This window comes from Acinetobacter sp. YH01021, assembly GCF_013420255.1.
Lineage (GTDB): Bacteria > Pseudomonadota > Gammaproteobacteria > Pseudomonadales > Moraxellaceae > Acinetobacter.
The window spans coordinates 1-19,994 of the sequence record NZ_VOYO01000015.1 but is presented as its reverse complement, the minus strand read 5'-3'; the positions used below and the strand labels follow the sequence as shown (position 1 = coordinate 19,994).

The following is a 19,994-nucleotide window of genomic DNA, read 5'->3' as shown; positions in this document are numbered from 1 at the left end:
ATCTCGTTTTGTTGTAATCAGCTTTTTGATGACAGCTCCAAACCTTTATGCGGCTCAGAGCTGGTCATGCAGCAATACACTGACTGAAATTTCCTGCACAGAACATCATTGTGATATTAAAACTGAAAGTTTCACCCCTTTCCAGATTAACATTGCGCAGGACAATAAAATCAGCATCTGCGCCTATTCAGGCTGTTGGTCGGGACAAACCAATTCCACAAAACATCTGCATTTTACTAGCTATTCTACCCAGACATTAACTTGGAATGAGCACACCTCAAAAGCTGAAGCATTTTTGCTAGGCATCGATACCCGAAATCATACGGGATTTTTATTGGGAGAAGGTTTTAGCCTACCATTAAACTGCACACCAGAATAAAATGGCTCTGATTAGAAACTGCTTTATGTTGAGCATCTAGAGTGATTTTCCTCATCAGTTCGACATTTATAAATTAGAAACAACACGTACTTCCTCCACCAGCATCAACTCACATGCACCATTGCCAGTATCCTCACGACTTAAAGAACTACGCCAGGTCCATTCATCTGAAGACTTCACTTCCACCAACTGCCCTTTTAAATAAATCAAATCATCTTGATCGATTTGAGCGAGTTGTTGAGCAATCGCTTTGCTTGCAGGAATCAAATGAGTATTAGCACTCTGAATTTCAATTTCACGTACCGGAATAGGAGGCGCATTTTCATAACGCCAATAATACCAGCGGTTACTTTGCCGGATCGACAACTGCTTATAAACAGCCGGATTGGTCATGCTTCCCCAGCCCAGGGCAAAATCGACAGGACTAAGTTCCGCTTCTCGCCCAAAACTATAATCTTCTCGTGATAAAACCCGAAACTCTCCCGCATAAGGTTCTAAATTTGTCATGGTATAACCCTGAAACTGATGAATGCCCTCTGTGACTTGATAATCAGTAGCATCTGAAATACCTTTATCCGGTTTTAGCCAATAGAACCACAGTGTAAAACCCATGACGAAAATAATAAGATATTTCAAAAAACGGTTCATTTTAAACTCGAATATTTATCCATAATATAAAGCGTTATCCCCTAGGTGAATCAAATGAAATCACTAAGTATAAATCCGAAAAGCAAGTACCATATACAAATTTTATAAACTCAATTTCACATGAAATACATATTCTTACAATGTAAAAGAACAAATAAAGCTCTTTGAGAACAGCTATTAACACCCAAAATACCTTTAAGGTATCGAAGAATACTTAGAGGGTTTTGGTCGAATTAGATCAGTATGCCATCCTAAAGAATCACTTTAACCATTTCAAATTCTTAAGGTTCTCCCGAAGTATGAATATGTATAAGCAGATATCCCTTTGTCTTCCTCTTCTTTTCTGTAGCCAGTTCAGCCTGGCCGACTGGATTGATGATTCTGTACAAGCTGCTGAAGCACACACCATCAAATTACGCCAACATATCCACCAGCATCCTGAACTGGGCAATATGGAATTCAAAACCTCGGAGCTGGTCCAAAAAGAATTAAAATCCTACGGCATTGAAGTACGTAAAGGCTATGCCAAAACTGGTGTAATCGGTGTATTAAAAGGTGTAAAACCCGGCCCTGTGATGGCCTTACGCGCAGATATGGATGCATTGCCAATTAAAGAAACTGCGCCCGTGCCTTTCGCCAGCAAGCAAAAAGCCATTTATCAAGGCAAAGAATCTTATGTGATGCATGCCTGTGGCCATGACGCGCATACTGCGATGTTATTGGGTGCAGCCAAAGTTCTGGCCGCCAATAAAGATAAAATTGCAGGGACAGTGGTGTTTGTATTCCAGCCAGCTGAAGAAGGCGGTGCAGATATCGATAACTTCACTCATGGCGATCAGATTGGCTCACGCAAAATGATTGCCGACGGTGCCTTGAACAATCCAAAACCTGAAGTGATTTTCGGGATGCATGTCATGGCAGGCATGCCAAGTGGCAATATCTTCTACAAAGATGGTGCGATTTTGAATAGTGCCGATCATTTACGTATTCAGGTGAATGGCAGTCAGGTACATGGCTCCATGCCTTGGGCAGGTAAAGACCCGATTTATGCCTCTGCCCAGATGGTGACCAATTTACAAAGCCTGATCAGCCGTAAAGCCGACCTGACCAAAGGGATGGGTGTGGTCAGTATTGGCAGTATTCAGGGCGGCACTACCGGTAACGTCATTCCAGATCAGGTCAATATGGTCGGGACTATTCGTTCCAATAGTGAAGATGTACGTCAGGGCATTTTAAAAGACTTGCCGAAAATGCTGGAACACAATGCCGCAGCCAATGACGTTAAGGTGAAAGTCGAAATTGCACCTTATGCACCAGTGACCACCAATGATAAAACCTTGACTGAATTGATGCGCCCAACCTTGGCGAGCGTGCATGATGAAGATAAATTGCATGTTTTAGACAACAATGCCAGCGCCAGTGAAGATTTTGCTTATTATGGCCAGCTCATGCCATCGCTCTTCGTTTTTGTTGGTGCCACACCAGCAGATCAGGATCCGGCAAAAGCCGCACCGAATCACAACCCGAATTTCATTGTCGATGATGCGACCTTGAAAACCGGTGTCGAAAGCCATGTCCGTTTTATTCTGGACTATCCAAAAGTAGCTGAGCAGGTTCAGGCCAACTGGAAACAGAAAAATAAAGGCTAATCTTCTATTACTAAAAATGCGCGGCTCCAAGGACTCGCGCATTTTAGTATCTGCTGCTGTTTTATAAATGAGCTGTTAAGCGCTTAGTACTTCATCTTAGTGACTTCTCTCCAGATTTGACACCTTGTGCCATTGGTCTCAAGACTCACAATGCTAAACTTTGAACCGCTAAATTGCTTGACTGTTGGCAGGAATCCGGCAAACTCTAATCCCTTTCCTGCATCTAAAAACAAGCAAAAATTTCGAAAATCTGCATGGAACAAAACTATGGCGAATCACTTTGAATTCAATATCCGCGTTTATATTGAAGATACTGATGCGGGTGGCATTGTCTATCACGCCAATCATATTCGCTATATGGAACGTACCCGTACCGAATGGTTACGTGCCGCTGGAGTGAGCCATTACTGGCATCAGACAGACTACAATTTTGTGGTGCATAAAATTAATGTCAAATACATGCGTCCGATCCTGATGGATGATTTAATTACTGTTACGGCACGTGTCATTTCATGTAAAGCTTCATCATTTGTATTGCAACAAAATATTTATCGTGGTGAAATCATGCTTGCATCAGGTGAGGTCGAGTTGGCATGTATCAGTGCAGAGATGCGACCACGTCGACTCCCGGATGAAATCCGCGAACTAATTCAAAAAGAATTGGAACAAGACTAAAAAAATTTATTGGCACACGTAACAACTATGGCGACTCAGTTAGAATCATCTCTTCAAGTTTCAGATCTTATTTTACAAGCAAGCCCTGTCGTACAACTGGTGATGCTTTCTCTCCTGTTAGCCTCAATATATAGCTGGTATCTGATTGCCAGGCTCTATATGAGTTATAAAAAAGCCCAGGCCGATGATGAACATTTCCAGAAAATCTTCTGGTCTGGTGCTGAACTGAATACCCTGTATAACAATGCGCAACTCAACTCCAAACGTACCGGCCTTGAAGATATTTTCTATCAGGGTCTGGGCGAGTTCCTGAAACTGAAAAAACGCCATGCGCCGACTGCCCAGTCGATTGAAGGAACTGAACGTATTCTACGTGTCGGTTTAAGCCGTGACCAAGGTCATCTGGAACAAGGTCTGGGTGCGTTGGCAAGTATTGGTTCGGTTGCACCTTATGTCGGTCTGTTCGGTACAGTCTGGGGCATCATGAACGCCTTTATTGGCCTGGCAGATGTTGATCAGGTGACACTGGCGACGGTCGCACCCGGTATTGCAGAAGCACTAATTGCAACGGCGATTGGTCTGTTCGCAGCCATTCCAGCAGTATTGGCTTTCAACCATTTTACGGCCAAAGGTGAAACAGTCTATTCTGACCGTGCGCTGTTTGCCGAAGAAATGGTGGCGCTATTGCAACGTCAGTCTGTGGGCGTAACTCAGGACAAAGACTAATGGCGATTCAAGGTTCAGGACGCTTTCAGCGTATTAAAAAGCCACTAAAAAGTGACATGAATGTGGTGCCGTATATTGATGTGATGCTGGTACTGCTGGTGATCTTTATGGTCACTGCTCCGATGATTACCAGTGGTATTAAGGTCGACTTGCCTCAGGCCAACGGACTACCGATCGAATCCAAGGATGCCCCGACCATTGTCACACTGAAAGAAGATGGTTCATATTATCTAGAATATAAAAATCAGGCGACTGGCCCGGTCACACTGGAAGAATTGACGCGTACGCTTATTGATGCCCAAACCGAGGCGCAAAATGAAAACAAGGTGCTGAATGTCGTGATTAATGGCCATAATACCCGTCCATATGGCGATGTCATGACCTTGATGTCCAGCCTGCAGGATGCTGGCCTTTCTCAAGTCGGTTTACTGACCAAACCCCTAGAATAAAGTATGAAAAATTATCAGAAACCGCCCTTTCAAAAAAAAGCAATTGCGATTGGATTTACGCTCGGCATCCATGCAGTGGCTTTGGTGGGCTTACTTTATCTGGGCATGAGTAATCCCCCTGAACCGCCAAAACAGATCAAAACCGTTCTGATCAAGCCAGAAGACCTTAAACCGGTGACTCGCGAAGAAACCGAATTTGAGGAAACTGCACATGAAAACGTCGCAGAAGAAATTACCCAAACTGCTGAACCCAGTATAGAACCGGCTCCTGTCATTCCAACTGCTGCCCCTGCTGTACCTGTGACTCCACCTACTCCTAAAGTTGATACACAAAAAGCACAGCAGGAACTAAAAGCGGCAGAGGCAGCACAAGCCAAGGCTGCGCAGCAAGCAGCTGAAGCAGCGAAACGTGCCGAAGCCGCTGAACAGGCGAAACAGGCAGCGGCCAAAGCCAAAGCGGATGCAGCGCAAAAATCCAAGGCGGAAGCCGAAGCTGCACGTCAAGCTGAACTGAATGCACAACGCAAAGCCGATGCTGCTCAAAAAGCCAAACTGGAAGCACAGAAAAAAGCTGACCTAGCTGCCAAGCAAAAAGCGGATGCTGCAACAAAAGCCAAAGCAGAGGCTGATGCCAAACGTAAGGCTGAAGCTGCTGCTAAAGCAAAGGCAGATGCGGCAGCAAAAGCCAATAATGATGCAGCGGCGAAACGTAAAGCAGATGCTGATGCGAAAGCCAAAGCGGATGCAGCGGCTAAAGCCAAAGCGGATGCAGCGGCTAAAGCCAAAGCGGATGCAGCGGCTAAAGCCAAAGCAGACGCGGCGGCTAAGGCTAAAAATGATGCAGCGGCGAAACGCAAAGCGGATGCTGATGCGAAAGCCAAAGCGGATGCGGCTGCTAAAGCCGACGCTGATGCCAAACGCAAGGCAGATGCCGATGCTAAGGCCAAAGCGGATGCAGAGGCCAAAGCTTCAGCCGCTAAACAGGCTGCTGAAGAAGCTGCACAGAAAAAAGCGGAATCAAAACGGATTGCATCCACTGCGAAACGCGATTTTGAAAATAAAATCAAACGTGCATGGGATACACCAGTCGGATCATCAGGCCAGCGTGCCACTGCACGTGTAACCCTGAATGATAATGGCGGTGTGGTCTCGGTTATTGTGAATTCAAGTGATTCAGACATGAAAGCCAGTGTAGAAGCTGCAGTCCGTGCTGCCGCACCTTATCCAATGCCATCCGATCCAGATGCACGCAGAGAAGCACGAAGCTTTACTTCAACCTTTACTGCGCAATAAAAAACGGAGCCATCACATAAATAATGTTGTGATGGCTTTTATTTTTTAAGCTAAACTTCACTTTAAATTGATTAAATAATATTCACTTTTCACAGTGTCATAACAGTTTGGCCATAAATTCATGGTTTTATTCTATTAAATCCATGCGATGATGTAGCCCAAGCACCTATACAATAAATCCGTTGATTTGAGTAAATAACGAATGATGGAAAAGACTCGCAAACATCTACTCTGCCTCGCAATCATTAGCGCTTTAAGCCCTGTATTGGCAACCCATTCCTATGCCCAATTGCATCTGGAAATTACCAAGGCACCTGAGGCAGCACCTAAAATTGCCGTTGTACCTTTCAGCCAGGATCAGAGCATTTATCCTATTGTGGAAAATGACCTGAATCGTTCTGGCCGCTTTACCAGTGCTTCAAAAAACCTGCCTGCAACAGCGACATTGAATAATCCGAATGCAGAAGCTTGGGCATCGGCTGGTGTTCCCTATGTGGTCACCGGTTCATCCAAGGCCACAGCCGATGGTTCTTTTGAAATCCAGTATCAGCTCTATGATGTCGAAAAAAAACAATATCTATTAAATGAATTGCTGACTGTTCCAGCCTCACGCACCCGTCAGGCAGCGCATATGATCAGTGATGCCATCTATCAGGCATTGACCGGCATTCCAGGTGACTTTAGCGGACGTATTGCCTATGTGCTGCGTAATCCTGCTACGCCGGAACAGCGCTATACCTTGCAGATTGCCGATACCGATGGTGAACAGCCAAAGACCATTTTGACCTCACGTGATCCAATCCTTTCTCCAGCATGGACACCAGATGCCAAAAAAATCGCTTATGTGTCCTTTGAAACCAAACGCCCGGCGATTTATGTACAGGATCTGGCGACCGGACAGCGTGAAAAACTGGCCAGCTTCCGCGGCTTGAATGGCGCGCCGAGCTTCTCTCCAGATGGTAAGAGCATGCTGTTTACTGCTTCTATGCACGGCAATCCGGAAATCTACCAGATGAATCTGGAAACGCGTCAGTTACAACGTATGACCAATGACAGTGCCATTGATACTGAAGCACGTTATTCACCAGATGGAAAATCTTTTATTTTCACTTCTGACCGTGGGGGTTCTCCACAAATTTACCGCCATGATCTTGAATCAAGTAGCAATAAACGCCTGACCTTCCGTGGTGCATTCAACGCGCGCGGCACGCTGAGCGCAGATGGTAAAAAACTTGCATTAGTTCATCGCCCAAGCGGCAGTAACTATCGAGTTGCGGTTCAGGACATGACCTCTGGTGTGAACAACATTTTGACACCAACAACGCTGGACGAATCACCAAGCTTCTCGCCAAATGGCCAGATGGTGGTCTATGCCACCCGTGAAGGTGCACGCGGACTCTTGTCGATCATGTCGCTGGATGGCCGCTTCCGTATGAATTTACCAAGTGAAACGGGTGAAGTCCGTGAACCCGCTTGGGCACCAAAATAAGATTTTTATATTGATAAACCCTTTACCCCATAATCAAACTTCATGGAGATGAAGATGAACAAAGTAAAATTATTTGCCTTGCCACTTTTAGCAGCAGCTGTTGTCATGACAGGTTGTGCGAGCCGTAAGCCTGCCGCTGAAGTTCAAACGGGCGGTTTAGATACGACTGGTACAACAACTGTGAATACTCAAGGTCTGAGTGAAGATGCAGCACTGAATGCACAAAACATGGCAGGCGCTTCTGCAAAAGGTGTTACTGCAGAAAATAAAGCATTCTTGGCAAAACGCGTGGTGCATTTTGACTATGACAGTACTGAACTGAGCAATGAAGATCTAAATACGTTGCAAGCCCATGCGCAATTCCTAATGGCCAATGCCAATTCACGTGTAGCACTCACCGGCCATACCGATGAACGCGGTACCCGTGAATACAACATGGCACTTGGCGAGCGTCGTGCCAAAGCAGTAGAAAGCTTCCTGGTAACGACTGGTGTTAATCCTGGTCAATTGGAAGCAGTTAGCTATGGCAAGGAAATGCCAATCAATGCGGGCCATGACGAAAATGCCTGGAAAGAAAACCGCCGTGTAGAAATTAATTATGAAGCGGTACCACCATTGTTGAAATAATTTTCATTCATGATGGTTTCATCAAATAAAAAGCACTCAATCATGAGTGCTTTTTATTTGCTTCAATGAAAGAATCGGTCTACTTGGGAAGCTGATCTTGTTCAGCCGGATGCATCGATTCGATCAGGTCATGTTTATTGAATTGTTTGTACTCTGGTTTTGCTTCATAATCCCGCCAGGCTTCTTTCATCTTGTCTTCAGAGATATCATCTAAAGTAATGCCTTCGCTTGGCGTTGGAGTCGCATCAAACTTCAATGTTGTCATATCTGTGCTCCTATTCTCAATTTTCCTTTGTCTTCAACATAGCACTTTCCGCAGGAGTTGCAAGGGCAAAATCGATACAAATAATCCAGTTTAATTTTTCTTTTAGTACGTTCTCATCTAAAATATAGCCGCATATCGTTTTGATCATTTTTTCCCGATTTAAGTTTTGGAGTTTCCCCTATGTCATACTGCACTTTATCCCAGTTTTTACAACAACAAAGCGGGAATCTCACACCTGAACTTGCACAAGTTATTGAAACAATTGCAAACACTTGCAAAGACATTGATCAGTTACTGCAAAAAGGTGCTTTAGCGGGTGTATTGGGAAGTGCACAGCATGAAAACGTTCAAGGCGAAGAGCAAAAGAAGCTGGATGTCATTTCTAATGACTATTTGATTGATGCCTTGCAGCAACATCCAAATGTGGGTGGTTTGGCCTCAGAAGAACTAGATGAATTCACCCCTGCACAAGAAAATGGTCAATTTCTGGTATTGTTCGATCCATTAGATGGCTCAAGCAATATCGACATCAATATGTGTGTTGGTACCATTTTCTCGATTCTTCCTGCGAAAAATGCAGTGACTCAGGCAGAAGACTTTATGCAAGCCGGTGTTCATCAGGTAGCTGCAGGTTACGTGCTTTATGGTCCATCGACCATGTTGGCATTGACCGTCGGCGCAGGCGTAGTGTTCTTTACCTATGACCCTGAGACTCAAGAATTCCTACTGACTTCTGAAGCCATTCAGGTAGCTGCAGATACTAAAGAATATGCGATCAATGCGTCGAATCAACGTCATTGGGAAGCACCAGTACAGCGTTATATCGATGAATTGTTAGCTGGTAAGACTGGCCCGCGTGAAAAAGACTTCAATATGCGCTGGGTTGCCTGTATGGTGGGCGACATTCACCGTATTCTTTGCCGTAGCGGTATCTTCATGTATCCATACGACCTTAAAGATCCGGCTAAAGCAGGCCGTCTGCGTTTAATGTATGAAGCCAACCCAATGAGTATGTTGATGGAACAGGCTGGCGGCGCATCGACTACAGGTCGCGTACGTATTCTTGAGATCGAACCGACTGATTTACATCAGCGTGTTCCTGTGATCATTGGTTCTAAAAATGAAGTTGATCTTGTGACCAGCTACCACAACTAATTTTTATAGCGGCAGCCGGTATTGAATCGGCTGCCGTGGATTATATCTCCCATGCCAACTTTTTTTCTTGATTCAAAAGACAATCCAAAGATTAAACACTTACGCGGTTTAATTGAACAAAATACCTATCGTAAAAAACAGGGTCAAACGGTTTTAGAAGGCACGCATCTGTCTCTCGCCTGGCTACATGAAAACCGTAAAATTGATTCTATTTTCACTACTGAACATGCACTTTCACATCCTGATTTCGAGAAAATTCTCGCAAAATACACAGGTATGGTCTTTGTTCTAAGCGAGTCTTTATACAAAGATTTAAGCACCTTAGGAACATCTTTAGCCTGTTTAGCTGTAGTGACTCTACCGACAGCAAATTATGCATTGGATTTTAAAGCAGACACTTTGATTCTGGAAAATGTACAGGATCCGGGTAATGTAGGCACCCTGCTTCGCTCGGCTGCTGCTGCCGGTATTGAACAGATTGTGTGTACCAAAGGTTCTGCCTCGCTCTGGTCTCCACGCGTATTACGTGCCGGTATGGGTGCACATTTCACACTGCAAACCTTTGAAAATATCGCGCTTAAACAAATTCTTGAGCAATTTCAAATCCCTGTCTATGTAACCAGCTCACACCGTGCTGAAAGCCTGTATTCAAAAGACTTACGTAAACCTTGCGTGTGGATTCTGGGTAATGAAGGCCAAGGCGTGTCTGATTATGCGATGCAACATGCTGAAGCCGTGAGCATTCCGCAACCCGGTGGTCAGGAATCACTGAATGTCGCAATTGCAGGTTCGATCTGTTTCTTTGAAATGGTACGTCAACGTATCTAATTAAGGATTTAGGTTACAGTGTTTTAATACGACCCTGCCCGTGTATAAAATAGATTAAACTACAAAAATAATAAACTTAATTGTCAACCAAACCAGAATTCCCAACGTTATATGATTATGAACTTGGGAATAATGGTGGGTGTCCAATGACAGGATTTTCCATCTCTATGGATTTAGCACCAAAACAGCTGCAAACACATGATGTAAGTATTCTGAAGAGTACGGCTGAAGCACGTCTGAAGAATTTCATGCAGGATGTGACTGGGCGCGCCTTGGTGATGATGGAAAGTGCGACTCAAGGTCACCATGGTATTGCCATGGATCTGGTTCAGGAAGCTTTCATTTCCTTACACAAATCCTATGCAGAAAAAACCACTGAAGAATGGTATCCCCTATTTTATACCATTCTCAACAACAAGTTACAGGACTGGCGTCGTAAAGAGTCACGGCGTGGTCAAATGTTTTCATTTTTCAAGAAAGTCAGTCTCGATGACGACGAAATTGAATTTGATGATGTCGTCGATGAATCAACACCAACGCCGCTGGACTTTCTCGATCAGGCAGTCACTGCTGAAGAAATCCAAGAAGCGATTGCAAAATTGCCTGTGCGTCAGCAGCAGGCATTTATGTTAAGGGCCTGGGAAGGATTTGATACGCATACCACCGCACAAATTATGAACTGTACAGAAGGCAGTGTAAAAACCCATTATCACCGTGCTATCCAAGGCTTACGTGCCTCTTTAGCACATTTAAATCCATATCTGGGAGGGTCATCCGAATGAATCAAGATGATTTCTTAAAACAAGTAACTTCCAAACTTGATGGACTGGCACAACAACATAAAGACAAACCTGTTGTCATGCACCATGTTCTTGAAGAAATTCAGGATTCAAAACACTCACGCTTTGCATTTCTAAAAATGTCAGGTTTTGCTTTGGCAGCTGCGATTGCAGGCGTTGTGGTATTACCGAATCTTTCGGACCATAACGAACCGCAAACTCAAATGGTGTCAGTCCCAAAACTGTCTCCGCAAATGCTTGAAGATTTAGAAATGTTAATGGTTTTAGGTGAGGACAAAGTTCCACATGGCAGCTAAAAAATTGGTGATTGCTTTTTGTGCATTCAGTTTTCTGCAAACCAGCTTTGCAGGATTTGAACGTTTTTGGCTATTTTCCAAAGATGCGAATACCCAAGTAACTGATACTTGGGATAGTCTTTCTGATTCTGAACAATTGGCACTGATTAAACGTTACCAATCTCTAAAAGAAATCCCCGAACAACAACGGGTTAGCTTACAGCAGCGTATGGACTGGTTTACTCAACTCCCTAATGCGGAAAAACAAAGAATGCGTGAGACTTGGCAAATGATGAGCAGTCAGGAACGCAAAGAACTGGGCGCACGTATGCAAAAAGCGTCTCCTGAGCAACGCCTTGCCATTCGCGAAGAATACATTCTCAAATATCAGCAAGTGACTCAGCAGCCTAACTCGCATTAAAAACTTAATATAAAAAAGCCTCCATATGGAGGCTTTTTTGATGTTTCAATCATATTTTATTTTCTTAAGCGTCGATAACCTGCAAGCCCTAATAATCCTAGTAGCCCCCACATTCCAATTGCCCCACCACCACTTGAGGACGTATTCGTATTTTTAACTGTATTACGTAACAAGATTGTCGCTTTTTCTGACATTTTTTCATCAGCATCAAAAATCGCATAATCCATGCTGTAATTTGCCTGGCTTAAATTATTTTTTACACTAAATGTCAGCTGTCCACCATAACAGGTCTGATTTTGGTAGGTATCAGGACAGGCTCCTTGTCGCTCTGCCTTCAGTGAAACTCCCGCAGGCAGCTTAACAATATGAATCGGGATCTCTTTTCCATCTTTATCTTGATAAAAAGCCGACTTTCCTGATGGTAGAGGCCCATCCCCATCATCACTATCATTTTCAAGCGGATTTACCATCACTGTAAGATTATTCTCTGGACTAAGCCGATATTCATCATCTTTTGCAATTGGTGCAATGTTGTTAAAAGCTGCTCTTAAGAGGCCAGCACTGCTTACACCTGTAGCCTGGTCTTTAAGTGTATAACTACAGAACTCCATATCAACCGAACTGGTCTGCTTACCATCAGTGCGATACATCATGATCCGGTTTAAATCAGGTTTCCACTCACATTTAAGATTTGGATCATTGGGATTTCCTTCCACAGTGGTCGAATTACCAGTACCAATTAACTTACCAACCCCTAAAGTTTTTACACTGACCTCATAATTTTCTGAATTTAAGGCTTTAATTTGAATCTTATCATTGGTTAGAGTTTCTTGAGGCATAGCCAAGATAAAAGGATTAATATAGATTGCACGATATTTCTGATATTGTTTGGTATATTTAAGCAAATCCTGATAACTTTTCAATTCTTCCTTTAAACCAGGAAGCTCATTTTCTGGAGTATTTTTATCAGCAATGATTTCTTCGATATCATCTATATTCTCCTGATAAAAGTCATTGAGTTCTACCAAACTCTTATTTTGCAAGTCCGTAATATCGGCTGCAGTCAAACGTCGGATTTCAACTGAGCCGATCTCGCAGGTATTTTTTGCACTTGGATCAAATGTTAATGTGGATCCAATCACACGATCAATACCACGCTGGTCTTGTTCAATACAGCCACTCACCCCGATATCTACCAAATCCGTTGCGGTCTGATTATCACGTGGGTAATACAGCCCTAAATAGCGATTATCAATAGCAGGCTCAATATAATTTGTTAATAAACTGCTGATTATATTGTTAGAGACATCAAGATTATTTGAAGTAGTATCTTCGTCTAATTCTGGCAATACGCAACGTGATGGCCCAGTCGTTTGAATTGCATTTCGAATTGTAGAAAATTCAACACGTTGTGCCTTGGTCGGATTTCCCTGATTTAAGGCATACTCACAAGACAGGCCTTGGTTAAAGGCTAAAACATTGAAATTAAAATACCTAAAACCGGTATTGTCATAAAATAAAGTAGATTGAGCTGTATTTTCAACAATAGTATTACTTAATGCAGTTAAACTGGAGAATTTACTGAGTGGACGATTAACTTCATTCGTCATACGCACAATATGTCCTGTGGTACTTGCAGTATTCTTCGCAATAGTAGAGTTAACAATTTCTACTGTGGCATAGCCACAAAAATCAATAATACTGTTAGTAGTGTCTGAACCGTTTTTAACAATACTACTGGAATTAATTTTCACATTGGTTTGAGTTGTACCTAAATTTCCCTGACAGTCCATTGCCAAAACACTACCATATGAACTCGCCTGATTTTTTTGAATTAAAGAATCCTGAATAACAATATTCCTTTCCGTATTCATTGCTACACTATAAATCGCCCCACCTTCTGCAGCAGCTCGGGAATTTACTATTTCACTGGTATTAATACTTAAAGGCCCTGCTACATAAAAAGTACCGCCATTACCTTTATCCAAGGTATTTATTGCTGCATAGCCATCCTTTAAGATCAAATGATGAATTTCCAGACTGGATTGACTGGCCATACTATTAAATAATCTGGTTTTCCCCTGACCCGAAATAGTACTTTTTAAAGCCTCCCGGGTTGGATATAATAGCGTAATCGGACTACGACTAGCATAATTAAGCGGAGTTTTCCCATAAATTTTGAGCGCTGACTCTACGATCAGCTCTTTCTCCAGTTTGTACTCGCCTGCTTCAAGCTGAATCACATCTGCAGCTGAACCATCCAATCGTAGCGTACGTCCTACATTACATCCGCCATAAGATTTATCAAGTTTTGCAGTTTTAATGGCTTCTCGCAAAGAACAGGCATTATTATTCTCGCCATCTTCATCAGCAAAAGTAGTTACATATATCGTTTTATCTTCGGCTGCCATCAAACTCATGGCAGATAAAATCATGGCCGCAAGCAGTCCTTTTTTATAATTTTTCATGATTTTTCCTTAATCTTTTAATCCACGGCGTAAACCTATTAATCCGAGTAAAATCAGTAGTCCACCACCACCCCATGAGCCGCCTGAAGTTTTGACTGCTTTGTCTTCCATTTCATTTTTTGGCTCCTGAACAATTTGAGTAGTAATAGTCAAATAAGGTTTACTTTTATTAAACCGTGTAGATGAGGTCACCACTTGTAGTTCGAAAATATCTGCTCCATGCCAGGTAGAATCCGGGGTATAAACGACATTGCCATGAATATCGATGATTGTTTTACCCTTGGAAGCCGTTTTGGTTTGTACTACTTTCAAACAGCCATCTTGCCAAGGCTCACCCGTCGGATTCTGACCAACAATGGCATTACACTGTTCTTTTGGAATTAAATCACTATCTCCCAGATAAGATTCAATTGAAAACTTGGCAATTTCACCCTTTAACAGATCTTGTCCCACTAGACTGCCTGAGATTGGTATTGTGATTTCAACAGCACCTCGATCACAAAACAGATTATCCATCAAACGGTTGATCCCACGCTGATCTGCCGCCTCACATGCTACTGTTGGATTTGCCAGATTCAATCCTGTGCCTCTATTCACAATCGGCGATTCATTCACAAGAATATAGTTCAACAAAATTCGTGGGCGCATATAACCGAGAAATTGTCCTTTAGGAACGCTATATGGACAAAGTATGGCATTATTATTTTCTTGTAGGGTCTGACAAATACCTTCACTTTTATCTGAGGATTCAGCAAAAAGTCGTGTACCATTCCAGAACTGGTTCGGCGCGACGGCATCCCCTACACCACACGAGGCTGTCAGCAGATTATTTTGCGACACAGACTTATCACCAGTGATAATTTGGCAATCCTGTGTACCATTTCTTAAAATAATACTATTCGCTACATAAGCTCTTCCATACGGTGCATGGATATTTAAAGCAGTATTTTCATTGTCAACTATGGTGAGATTATTCAATCCCATCCCGTCCAGGACATTAATAAATACACCCTTATTTTTTAGTATCGTACTACTTAATACCTCCCCACTAATACCTTGATCTTTACTGGAGTCAGCAAACTGTCCCGCGCTATAAATATTGGTCGCGGAATTATCCAGTGTCTGATTATTTTTAAGTACACTTTGATAAATGAGGAAAGCAGGTAGCTCGCTATACAGGATCCCGCCTCGTTGGGCTTTATTATTTTCGATCAGACTATTTTTAATTTGTGCACGGCTTGTTAAGTTCTGACCAAACTTGCCAGCATTATAAATTGCCCCACCCAAGTTGGCAGCAGCATTAAATAGACGGTTATATTCTAGAGTTAGCTGACCTTTATTATAAATTAGGCCACCTTGTTCAGCACAACTGGTTTTACCACAGCCTTCAAGATCCAGTTCTTTCAAATTTAACTGAACCAATGTATCTGTACTGTTGATCCGGAAAAGGTTATCAGTACCTTTCATTTGAATATGAGCATTATGCAAGCCTAATGCTTTTTCATCCGTACTGAATTCGCCATCACTTTCTGCGAACGCACGGATGGTAAGAGATTTTTTAATCGCGATATGCTGGTTCAACACATAGGTATTTTTTTCTTTTAAAATAATGGTACTGGATGAGTTCTCCCCACCACACCCCATAAAACCTGATTTAGCTAAGCCACGGTTAACATACTCAACAGCTTCTCGAAGTGAACATTCCTTGTCATCTTTTTCAATATCTTCTGTAGTGGTTACAATAATATCTGCACTATACGACTGCCCCGCTATACATAGCAAAGCTATGCCTATGCTCTTCTTGAGCATAACCTTCTCCTTAATTTTTATTTCTTTCTTTTTCTTCTAAAGTTGCAGAATCCTTGCAACAGCGAATTATTTTGCCTTACTGTGTCATAGACTGAGTAATTACTCAAGAATTTTTATATTTTACCGATATTCGTCAATCAAGGCATATATCTGCCGCAGATTAGCATTGCTGACTTTCAATTTTTCCCCTTTAAGCAATTGAATAATCTGCTCTAATCTTTGAAGCAGCACTGAAGTTTGATGTGGCCCATGGCTTAGTAAATAGTCAAAGATTTGAGGGTCTAAATGGATCCCACGACGATCGAGTACCGAGGAAACCAACGCATAGCGATCAGCATACAAACTGCCACTCGGAACACGGGTACTGACCGCCTGCGTGAGACGGGATTGTAAATCTGGCAATTCGAGTTTGAGTTCGATAGGTGCAAAACGTGACGAAAACACCAACTGCCCACCACCTTCATTATTATAATTAATCAAGTGAAATACTGCGCGTTGCCAAGGGGGTACGCCACTAATCGCTTCGATATCATCAAGTGCTACCAGATCAAAACGATCTAGAGAAGTAATCGCCTCAGTCGGTGCATCTAAAAGCTCAAGCAAAGATACCTGAATTGCAGATTTACCTACTTCCAGATAAGAGTCACAGATGGCAGACAACAAATGACTTTTACCTGTACCGGCTCCCCCATAGACATAAAATTGGTTGATCAGGCCTGCATGTAATTGACGGACAGCATCAATGACATGCCCCCAACCCGGCCCTGAAAAATCACTGATTCGGGCATCGAGCTGAGGTTCTATATCTAACTGCAATTGACGCATACGATTTTTTGGCCTTATGAGTCTTTACGATGTGGATCGTGAATTTTACTTGAGTTCTCCTCTGCTTGCAGCGGTTTTTTCTGTGGCTTTTTCATTTCAATATCAACATCTAAGTCTGCTGTTTCAATATTGATTGAACCGGTAGATGCATCTTGTATGATAACAGCCCGATCACCATAAAATGGCGTATGTTCATAATACTCACGGATATGCCGCAGCAGTACCACAATCACGGCTGCCACCGGTAAGGCAATCAGCATGCCCAAGAAACCGGCCAGTTGTGCACCTGCCAGAACTGCAAACACTACAGCTACAGGAGAAAGACCGATTTTATCACCTAGCAAGAACGGTTGCAGAATATAGCCTTCGACGGCCTGCCCGACCATAAAGACAATCCCGACCAATACCAGTTGCCACCAGTCGATTCCAAATTGGAAAAAGGTTGCAATGACTGCGGCAATAATTCCAACCGCAAAACCAAGATACGGAATGATACTGCACAATCCGGCAATCATCCCGATGATCAAGCCAATCTCTAGGCCAATCAGTTGCAGTCCCACTGCATAGACTACGCCTAGCAGAAGCATGACCAGGAACTGACCTTTGACAAAGGCACCTAAAACACTATGACATTCACTCACAATAGTTAAGGTTGTTTTTTCATAAGGACGGGGAATCAGGCGGCGTAAGCTGTCCAGCATACGGTCCCAATCCAGCAAGAAATAAAAGGCAATAATCGGAATCAGGACAATCGTGCCACCAATCTGGATAAAATTCAGACCAGATTGTGCCAGTTTCAGCAGCATTGCCTGAATACTGTCAGCACTATAATTGGTCTGGACATAGTCCATCACCACGGAGGAAATCTGATCGGTATCAATCTCCATCGGGACCAGATTAAAGCTATCGGAAAGCCAAGGTAGAAACGTGTAATTGATCCAGTGAATCCCGGCCGGAATGCTATCACGCGCATACATCAGCTGCTGCCAGACCAGTGGCACCAGATACCACATCACCAAGGTGACCACGACCCCAATCCCGATAAATACGATACTGATCGAGAGCCATCGAGCCAGCCCAATGCGGTGCAAAACATCGACCAGTGGGCTAAATAAATAAGCAATTAGAAAAGCTGCCACAAAAGGAACCACAACTGGTTTAAGCAGATATAAAACCCAAAGTATCAATGCTATACCAGCAAGTATAAGAATGCGCCGTAAAGTACGATCGACCATAGAATCTTGCCTTTTCTCTATTAATCATTCTAAAAATTAAAATATTTTAATAAAGATAGCATTTTAGGCCACAAATACCATAAGAGTTTTACATATTCAGGTTATAATCGCACCCGCGAATGCGGAGACTTCATTATGAGCAACTCAACTTCTACCCCAAACACTGGTTTAAGCTACAAAGATGCAGGTGTCGACATTGAGGCGGGCGACGCGTTAGTCGATCGTATCAAATCTGTCGCTAAGCGTACCTCACGTCCCGAAGTTATGGGCGGTCTAGGTGGCTTTGGTGCACTTTGTAAAATTCCTAAAGGTTATGAAGAACCTGTTCTCGTATCTGGCACAGATGGTGTTGGTACAAAATTACGTCTGGCACTGAATTTGAACCGTCATGACACAATTGGTCAAGACCTGGTTGCAATGTGCGTGAATGACCTTCTTGTCTGTGGTGCTGAACCACTGTTCTTCCTTGATTATTATGCAACTGGTCACTTAAATGTTGATGTTGCTGCAAATGTAGTCACTGGTATTGGCGCTGGTTGTGAACTTGCTGGCTGTGCATTAGTTGGCGGTGAAACTGCTGAAATGCCAGGCATGTATGAAGGCGAAGATTACGATCTTGCAGGTTTCTGTGTCGGTGTTGTTGAGCAAAGTAAAATTATTGATGGCTCTAAAGTCAAAGCGGGTGACGTTTTAATTGGTGTAGCTTCTTCAGGTGCGCACTCAAACGGCTACTCACTGCTTCGTAAAATCCTGGACGTGAAAAACGTTGACCTGAATCAAATCGTCGATGGCCGCCCACTTGCAGATGTTGCAATGGAACCAACACGCATTTATGTAAAACCAATTCTTGAACTGTTAAAACACGTTGATGTCCATGCGATGGCACACATCACTGGTGGTGGTTTACCAGGTAACTTACCTCGCGTACTTCCAAACGGTGCTCAAGCGCTTGTGAATGAATCTTCTTGGGAATGGCCTGAGCTATTCAAACTTCTACAACGCGAAGGCGGCGTAGAACAGTTTGAAATGTATCGTACTTTCAACTGTGGCGTTGGTATGGTGCTGGTCGTTGATGCAGCTGATGCAGACAAAACTGTTGAATTACTCAACCAGCTTGGCGAAAAAGCATGGGCAATGGGTCAGATTCAAGACAATGCTGAATCGGTTGCAGGTGCAGACGAAAAAATTCGTGTGATCTTCGCGTAATTTCGCATGATTAAAATTGCTGTACTTGTTTCAGGTAGTGGATCAAATCTGCAAGCCTTGATTGATGCCAATCTTTCAGGCCAAATTGTAGGCGTGATTTCCAACAAACCTGAAGCCTTTGCTTTAACACGTGCACAGCACGCAGGCATTCAGACTGCAATTATTGAACACAAGCAATATCCAAACCGTGAAGCTTTTGATGATGTCATGCATCAAAAGCTTTTGGACTGGGATGTGGATCTGGTGGTACTTGCCGGCTTTATGCGAATTTTAAGTGGAAAATTTGTGAAAGCCTGGGAAGGAAAAATGTTAAATATTCATCCTTCCCTGTTGCCTTATTATAAAGGTATGCATACGCATCAGCGTGTACTCAATACCGGTGATGTTCTGCACGGTTGTACGGTGCATTATGTTACGGCTGAACTGGATGCAGGTCAAGCGCTTGCCCAAGGTGTTCTCAAGGTTTCTCATCATGATACGGTAGAAAGTTTGGCAACACGTGTGCATAGCCTCGAGCATGTGATCTATCCACAAGTCGTAGAATGGATTTGTAGCGGAACGATTCAACATACTAAAGATGGTGTGTTATATCGAAATGAGAAAATGCAAGCGCCTGTTCAATTCTGCAAGTTCTAAAAAAATTTAGGGTGGTGTATCAAAAAGTATGCTAAAAAAAAGCAGGTTGAATTTTGATAAAATAGAGAAATGCAAATAACTCTAGAAATCAAATGTCCAACCTGCCTCAGTGACAGTATAAAGAAAAATGGCATCA

21 protein-coding genes are annotated in these 19,994 nt (G+C 43.0%); 15 read left to right on the top strand and 6 right to left on the bottom strand.

What is annotated here, in order from left to right; all coding sequences use genetic code 11:
* Positions 1 to 28 precede the first annotated feature (28 nt).
* Positions 29 to 379 (top strand): hypothetical protein, encoded by a 351-nt coding sequence (locus FTT86_RS11290; protein WP_180181249.1) that lies wholly within the window; start codon positions 29 to 31, stop codon positions 377 to 379.
* A gap of 66 nt (positions 380 to 445) precedes the next feature.
* On the opposite strand, the gene FTT86_RS11285 is transcribed toward FTT86_RS11290, so the two are convergent.
* Positions 446 to 1,027 (bottom strand): hypothetical protein, encoded by a 582-nt coding sequence (locus FTT86_RS11285; protein WP_180181248.1) that lies wholly within the window; start codon positions 1,025 to 1,027, stop codon positions 446 to 448.
* A gap of 305 nt (positions 1,028 to 1,332) precedes the next feature.
* Between FTT86_RS11285 and FTT86_RS11280 the strand changes: the two genes are divergently transcribed.
* The 7 genes from FTT86_RS11280 to pal all read left to right on the top strand — a co-directional run bounded on the left by FTT86_RS11280 (position 1,333) and on the right by pal (position 7,935).
* The gene (locus FTT86_RS11280) at positions 1,333 to 2,676 is read left to right on the top strand and encodes an amidohydrolase (RefSeq protein ID WP_180181272.1); all 1,344 of its coding nucleotides are present in this window, start codon (positions 1,333 to 1,335) and stop codon (positions 2,674 to 2,676) included.
* A gap of 267 nt (positions 2,677 to 2,943) precedes the next feature.
* Complete coding sequence (ybgC, locus tag FTT86_RS11275; RefSeq protein ID WP_004645668.1) at positions 2,944 to 3,351, top strand: tol-pal system-associated acyl-CoA thioesterase; 408 nt, start codon at positions 2,944 to 2,946, stop codon at positions 3,349 to 3,351.
* Between the two features lie 27 nt (positions 3,352 to 3,378).
* Positions 3,379 to 4,077, top strand: coding sequence for a protein TolQ (gene tolQ, locus FTT86_RS11270; RefSeq protein WP_004645669.1), 699 nt, complete (start codon positions 3,379 to 3,381; stop codon positions 4,075 to 4,077).
* Positions 4,077 to 4,526 (top strand): protein TolR, encoded by a 450-nt coding sequence (tolR, locus tag FTT86_RS11265; protein ID WP_180181247.1) that lies wholly within the window; start codon positions 4,077 to 4,079, stop codon positions 4,524 to 4,526. The genes tolQ and tolR overlap by 1 nt, the downstream gene beginning before the upstream one ends.
* Before the next feature lie 3 nt (positions 4,527 to 4,529).
* Complete coding sequence (gene tolA / locus FTT86_RS11260) at positions 4,530 to 5,819, top strand: cell envelope integrity protein TolA (protein WP_180181246.1); 1,290 nt, start codon at positions 4,530 to 4,532, stop codon at positions 5,817 to 5,819.
* Positions 5,820 to 6,024: 205 nt separating this feature from the next.
* Positions 6,025 to 7,308 carry a Tol-Pal system beta propeller repeat protein TolB gene (gene tolB, locus FTT86_RS11255; protein WP_180181271.1) on the top strand — a complete coding sequence of 428 codons (1,284 nt, stop codon included), beginning with the start codon at positions 6,025 to 6,027 and terminating at the stop codon, positions 7,306 to 7,308.
* Between the two features lie 54 nt (positions 7,309 to 7,362).
* The gene (gene pal / locus FTT86_RS11250; RefSeq protein WP_004279115.1) at positions 7,363 to 7,935 is read left to right on the top strand and encodes a peptidoglycan-associated lipoprotein Pal; all 573 of its coding nucleotides are present in this window, start codon (positions 7,363 to 7,365) and stop codon (positions 7,933 to 7,935) included.
* Positions 7,936 to 8,014: 79 nt separating this feature from the next.
* On the opposite strand, the gene FTT86_RS11245 is transcribed toward pal, so the two are convergent.
* Positions 8,015 to 8,200 carry an NF038105 family protein gene (locus tag FTT86_RS11245; RefSeq protein WP_004645674.1) on the bottom strand — a complete coding sequence of 62 codons (186 nt, stop codon included), beginning with the start codon at positions 8,198 to 8,200 and terminating at the stop codon, positions 8,015 to 8,017.
* Positions 8,201 to 8,380: 180 nt separating this feature from the next.
* Between FTT86_RS11245 and FTT86_RS11240 the strand changes: the two genes are divergently transcribed.
* From FTT86_RS11240 to FTT86_RS11220, 5 genes are all read left to right on the top strand, one after another.
* Positions 8,381 to 9,355, top strand: coding sequence for a class 1 fructose-bisphosphatase (locus tag FTT86_RS11240; protein WP_180181245.1), 975 nt, complete (start codon positions 8,381 to 8,383; stop codon positions 9,353 to 9,355).
* A 51-nt stretch (positions 9,356 to 9,406) separates the two neighbouring features.
* Positions 9,407 to 10,183, top strand: a complete 777-nt coding sequence (locus FTT86_RS11235) for an RNA methyltransferase (RefSeq protein ID WP_004645677.1) — start codon at positions 9,407 to 9,409, stop codon at positions 10,181 to 10,183.
* Between the two features lie 167 nt (positions 10,184 to 10,350).
* Positions 10,351 to 10,965, top strand: a complete 615-nt coding sequence (locus FTT86_RS11230; RefSeq protein WP_180181244.1) for an RNA polymerase sigma factor — start codon at positions 10,351 to 10,353, stop codon at positions 10,963 to 10,965.
* Positions 10,962 to 11,279, top strand: a complete 318-nt coding sequence (locus tag FTT86_RS11225; protein ID WP_004645680.1) for a hypothetical protein — start codon at positions 10,962 to 10,964, stop codon at positions 11,277 to 11,279. Before FTT86_RS11230 ends, FTT86_RS11225 begins: the two co-directional genes overlap by 4 nt.
* A complete protein-coding gene (locus tag FTT86_RS11220) occupies positions 11,269 to 11,679 on the top strand; it encodes a DUF3106 domain-containing protein (RefSeq protein WP_004645681.1) in 411 nt (136 codons plus the stop codon). The genes FTT86_RS11225 and FTT86_RS11220 overlap by 11 nt, the downstream gene beginning before the upstream one ends.
* Before the next feature lie 56 nt (positions 11,680 to 11,735).
* Here FTT86_RS11220 and FTT86_RS11215 read toward each other — a convergent pair whose 3' ends face one another.
* The 4 genes from FTT86_RS11215 to cxpE form a co-directional block, all read right to left on the bottom strand.
* Complete coding sequence (locus FTT86_RS11215; RefSeq protein ID WP_180181243.1) at positions 11,736 to 14,147, bottom strand: CSLREA domain-containing protein; 2,412 nt, start codon at positions 14,145 to 14,147, stop codon at positions 11,736 to 11,738.
* Between the two features lie 9 nt (positions 14,148 to 14,156).
* On the bottom strand, positions 14,157 to 15,956 hold the full coding sequence (rbtA, locus tag FTT86_RS11210; protein ID WP_180181242.1) for a rhombotarget A: 1,800 nt from the start codon (positions 15,954 to 15,956) through the stop codon (positions 14,157 to 14,159).
* A gap of 120 nt (positions 15,957 to 16,076) precedes the next feature.
* Complete coding sequence (gene hda, locus FTT86_RS11205) at positions 16,077 to 16,781, bottom strand: DnaA regulatory inactivator Hda (RefSeq protein WP_180181241.1); 705 nt, start codon at positions 16,779 to 16,781, stop codon at positions 16,077 to 16,079.
* A 14-nt stretch (positions 16,782 to 16,795) separates the two neighbouring features.
* Positions 16,796 to 18,016, bottom strand: a complete 1,221-nt coding sequence (cxpE, locus tag FTT86_RS11200) for a chloramphenicol efflux transporter CxpE (protein ID WP_180181240.1) — start codon at positions 18,014 to 18,016, stop codon at positions 16,796 to 16,798.
* 135 nt (positions 18,017 to 18,151) lie between these two features.
* On the opposite strand from cxpE, the gene purM reads away from it, so the two are divergent.
* Together purM and purN are read left to right on the top strand one after the other, a co-directional pair.
* Complete coding sequence (purM, locus tag FTT86_RS11195) at positions 18,152 to 19,222, top strand: phosphoribosylformylglycinamidine cyclo-ligase (RefSeq protein ID WP_005106398.1); 1,071 nt, start codon at positions 18,152 to 18,154, stop codon at positions 19,220 to 19,222.
* Positions 19,223 to 19,228: 6 nt separating this feature from the next.
* On the top strand, positions 19,229 to 19,858 hold the full coding sequence (gene purN / locus FTT86_RS11190) for a phosphoribosylglycinamide formyltransferase (RefSeq protein WP_180181239.1): 630 nt from the start codon (positions 19,229 to 19,231) through the stop codon (positions 19,856 to 19,858).
* Positions 19,859 to 19,994 lie beyond the last annotated feature (136 nt).